Genomic DNA, 4,069 nt, shown 5'->3' with positions numbered 1-4,069 from the left:
GCGGCGCCGCAGTGGCGGGCGCGCTGAGCGCAGCCACGCTCTGGCGCGCCGGCACTGCGGCAGGTGCGCTCGCGGGCGGCGCGGCCGCGGCGGCGATGCCGGGCGCTGCGGCCGCCGCGGTTGCAGGTACGGGCGGGATTGCCGGTGTCGGCGCGGGCGCCGTATCGGCGCCGAACGCGCGCGCCAGTGCCGCGCCATGGCCGTCGAGCATGTGCCGGGTCAGGCGCTCGATCGTGTTGTAGTCGAAAATGATCGTGGTCGGCAGCACGATGCCGCAACGCTCGTTGATGCGCTTGACCAGGCTGACCGCGATGATCGAATCCACACCGTAGTCGACCAGACTCGCTTCGTCCTGCACGCGCGCGGCATCGAGTTTCAGCGAAGCGCACAGGCATTCGCGCACGATCTCGCGCACGCGCGCCGCCAGGCCCGCCCGCGACGGTGCGCCGGCCTGTGCCACGGGTGCCGCGGCAACCGGTGCGACCGCCGCCGCTGCGACAGAAGCCGCCGGCGTTGCAGCGGCGGCCGGCGCCGCGCTCGCGATGGGCGCAGCGGCGACGGCCGGCGCAGCGGCGGAGACGTCCGCCGGCACCGCCCGCCGCTCCACGACGATGCCGTCGCTCAGTGCCACGATCACCTGCTGGCCCTGCCCGTGCAGCTCCTGCGCCGGGAACAGCACCGGCGCGAAGCCGGCGTCGCGCAGCACGCCGTGCCAGGTCTGCGGCAGCAGGGTCGGCGCGCCGGGAACGCGCAGCGTCTCGTCCTCGAACAGCCACCAGCCCTTGGTCAGGCCGAAGGTGAGATGAGTGAACAGGTTGCCGGCGCTGGCGATTTCATTCAGCAGCAGCAGGCCGCCGCGCTTCAGTGCGGTTTTCACGTTGCGCACGGTTTCGCGGATGTCGCGCGTCGCGTGCAGCACGTTGGTGGCGATGACGATGTCGTAGCTGCCACCGGCCAGGCCCTGCGCGGCGAGGCTGCGCTCCGCATCCACGCGCACGCAGCGCAGGAACGGATTGGCCGGCGCGAAATGCTCCTGGGCGTGCAGCAGGAACGCCTGCGACAGGTCGGTATAGCAGTATTCCGCCACCTGTTCCTGGCGCGTGGCCAGCGCGGCCAGTACCGGCGCGCTGGTGCCGCCGGTGCCGGCGCCGATTTCCAGGATGCGCAGCGGCGTCGCACGGCCGCCGGCCTGGGCGGCGGCCGCGGCGCGTTCGTCCAGGCAGGCGAGCACGGCTTCGGCGATCAGCGCATTGAATACATCGGCCTCGGCATGGCCCTGGTAAACGCCTTCCACCATCTGCATGCCGGAGTCGCGGAACAGGATATCGGTCACCGGCAGCGTGCCGGCGATGATCTGCGGCAAGGCGCGCAGGGTTTCGTCGACCAGGCGCGACTGCGCGGCCAGGCCGGGATCGTCGCGCCACTGCGCGCGCGCCTGTTCCCAGGCCGCCCAGGCCGCATCCGCGTCGGGCAGGCGCGCCACGCTGCCGTCCTCGCGCAGATAGCCGTGCTGCAACAGCAGGCGCCGGGTATGCGCCAGCCAGCGCGCGGTGTGGCGCTCCAGGCCGGGGCCGGCGGCGAGCAGGCCGGCGTCATGGAGCTGGCGCATCAGCAATGCGGCGAGCAGGCTGTCGAGCTGCGCGGCGGGCTGTGCGGCACCTGCGGCGGGTGCCAGCTGGGCGGCGCCGCGCGCGGCCATCGTGCGCAGACGGCCTTCGATTCTATCCATATCCACGATTGAGTCTCCCGACCGGATCCGCAGGCGGTGCTGCAGGTCCATGCCATCGACGCGGACAGGCCGCGTCAACTTCAGATAAGCCATCTGCGCCAGCGGCGCAGCGAGCAGGTCTTCCAGTGCCGCCATGGCTTCGACCGGTTCGATCGAGCCTATGCCCAGCTGTTCCATGCGTTGCTGGTAAAACGCCGAGGCGACGATGCCGACGCTGCCCCAGTAACCCCAGTTCACCGTCTTGACCGGACAGCGCCATTCCTGGCCCAGGCAATGGGCGAAGGCATCGCTGAAGGTGCAGCCGGCGGCGTAGTTGCTCTGTCCGCGCGCCTTGCTGAAGCTCTGCATCGACGACAGGAACAGCACGAAATCCAGCTGCTCGCGCGCGAACACCTGGGCCAGGCGCACGCTCACGTCGACCTTGGCGGCGAGCGAGGCGCGGAAACGTTCCTCGTCCATGCCGACCAGGCCCTGGTCGGCCAGGGTGATCGCGGCGTGGATCACGCCGTGGATGCGGCCGTGCCGGGCCACGACCTCGCGGTACGCGCGCGTGAGCTGGGCGCGGTCGGACGCATCGGCCTGCAGATATTCCGGCGCCAGGCCGTCGCGGGCCAGGCGCTGCTGCTTGGCCGCGATCGCGGCATCGGCTTCGCGCCGCCCCAGCCAGACCACCCGCGCCTGGTAGTGGCGGATCAGATAATCGCTGAGCACCTCGCCGATGCCGCCGGCGCCGCCGATGATCACGTAGACCCCGGCGCTGCGCCAGCGCGACCACGCCGCGGAATCCATTTCTTCACAAGGCAACAGACGAAGCCTGTACCACTCGCCGTTGCGCAGGGCCCAGGCGTCGCCGGCGGCGTCGGCCGGCAGCCCGGCCAGGGCCTGCAGCGGCCAGGCCGGCGCATCGTCCAGGTCGACCAGGCGCACCTGCCAGTCCGGATATTCCTTGGCCAGCGAACCGACGAAGCCATGCACGGCGGCATGGCTGGGGTCGCAGGATTCCTGCGCGCGCACGGGCTGCGCCTGTTGGGTGAGCGCGGTCAGCGCCAGCGGCCGGCTGCCGTAGTCCAGCTGCAGCAGGGCCTTGACTAGGCGGAAGCCGAGCAGCACGCCGCTTTCCTGCGCCGTAATCAGTTCCTCGTCCGCGGCCAGCACTGCTTCGGCCCGCGGTGCGGCCCAGTAGACCTGGTCTATCGTGCCCGCGGCGGCCAGGGCGGCGGCTATTTCCGCAATGCCGGAAGCGGCGGTCAGGTCGAGCACCGTGAGTGCGGCGTGGTGCGAACGCAGCGCCTGCGCCTGGGCCGGGTCGGCACCGATCACGACGGCGCGCGCGGCCGGGCCGGATGCCGCAAAAGCCGGTTTTTCCACAATCCAGCGCGGCACCAGGCGCAGTGCGCCGGTCAGATCCTGCGGCAGCCCGGCCGTGACCGGTTGCGGCGCGGCGGCCGCGGCGGGCGGCGTGCCAGCGGCGGCAAGCGCACCGGAGGCCGCGAAGCCGGTGTCGTCCGCCGCGCCTGGGCCAGCCGGCGGCGGCGTGCGTGCGGCGAAACCGCGTAGACTCATGCAGACCACGCCGGCCTGGTCGAACAGGTCCAGATCGATCTGGCGCATGCTGCTGCCGGCCACGGCCGGCCGCTCGCGCAGCCACACGCCGACCCGGGCCGGACAGGCCTGCAACACGTCGAGGCTGTCCAGCGCAAACGGCAGCAGCGGCTCGCGCGCCGTGCCGGCCGCGCCCAGCAGCAGGCCTATGGCCGACTGCAGCGCGGCATCCAGCAGCGTGGGATGAATCAGGTAATCGTCCTGCGTCGCCAGCAGCATTGCCGGCAGCTGCACCTGGGCCAGCACCTGGCCCGCGCCCAGCTGCAGCGACTGCAGCCCGCGCAGCGCGGGCCCGTAGCGCATGTCCAGCGCGGCGAACAGCTCGTAACAGCCCTCGACCGACAGCGGCGCGGGATCGGCACACTCGGCCTGCAGGCGCGCCAGGTCCAGCTGCAGCGGTTCCGCCGCCGCCAGCGCGAACGCATGGCCTTCGCAGTGCACGAGGGTTTCGCCGTCGGCGTCGAAGCTGTAGATGGCGAAGCCGATCGCCGCGTCGTCGCGTTCGTCCAGCGCGATATGCAGCGAAGCGGGTGCGCCGTCGACCGCGAACGGCCGCAGCCAGACCACGTCGCGCAGGCCGATGAAGCAGCCCTCGCCTTCCTCGCCCAGCGCGGCCTGTACCGCGGCGCGCGCCATTTCCAGGTAAGCCGTGCCGGGCAGCAGGCGGCGGCCGCCGATGCGGTGGTCGGCGAGGAAGAATTCATCGCCGGCAAAGGTGGAGGAATAGCGTTGTTCGTG

1 protein-coding gene is annotated in these 4,069 nt (G+C 71.8%); it reads right to left on the bottom strand.

What is annotated here, in order from left to right:
• Positions 1-4,069: SDR family NAD(P)-dependent oxidoreductase (locus NM961_RS24415; RefSeq protein ID WP_255916906.1), on the bottom strand; the 4,069-nt coding region annotated here is incomplete at both ends.

The sequence above is a fragment of the Tahibacter harae genome, assembly GCF_024437735.1.
Classification (GTDB): Bacteria; Pseudomonadota; Gammaproteobacteria; order Xanthomonadales; family Rhodanobacteraceae; genus Tahibacter; species Tahibacter harae.
This window is presented reverse-complemented; position numbering and strand designations above follow the sequence as displayed.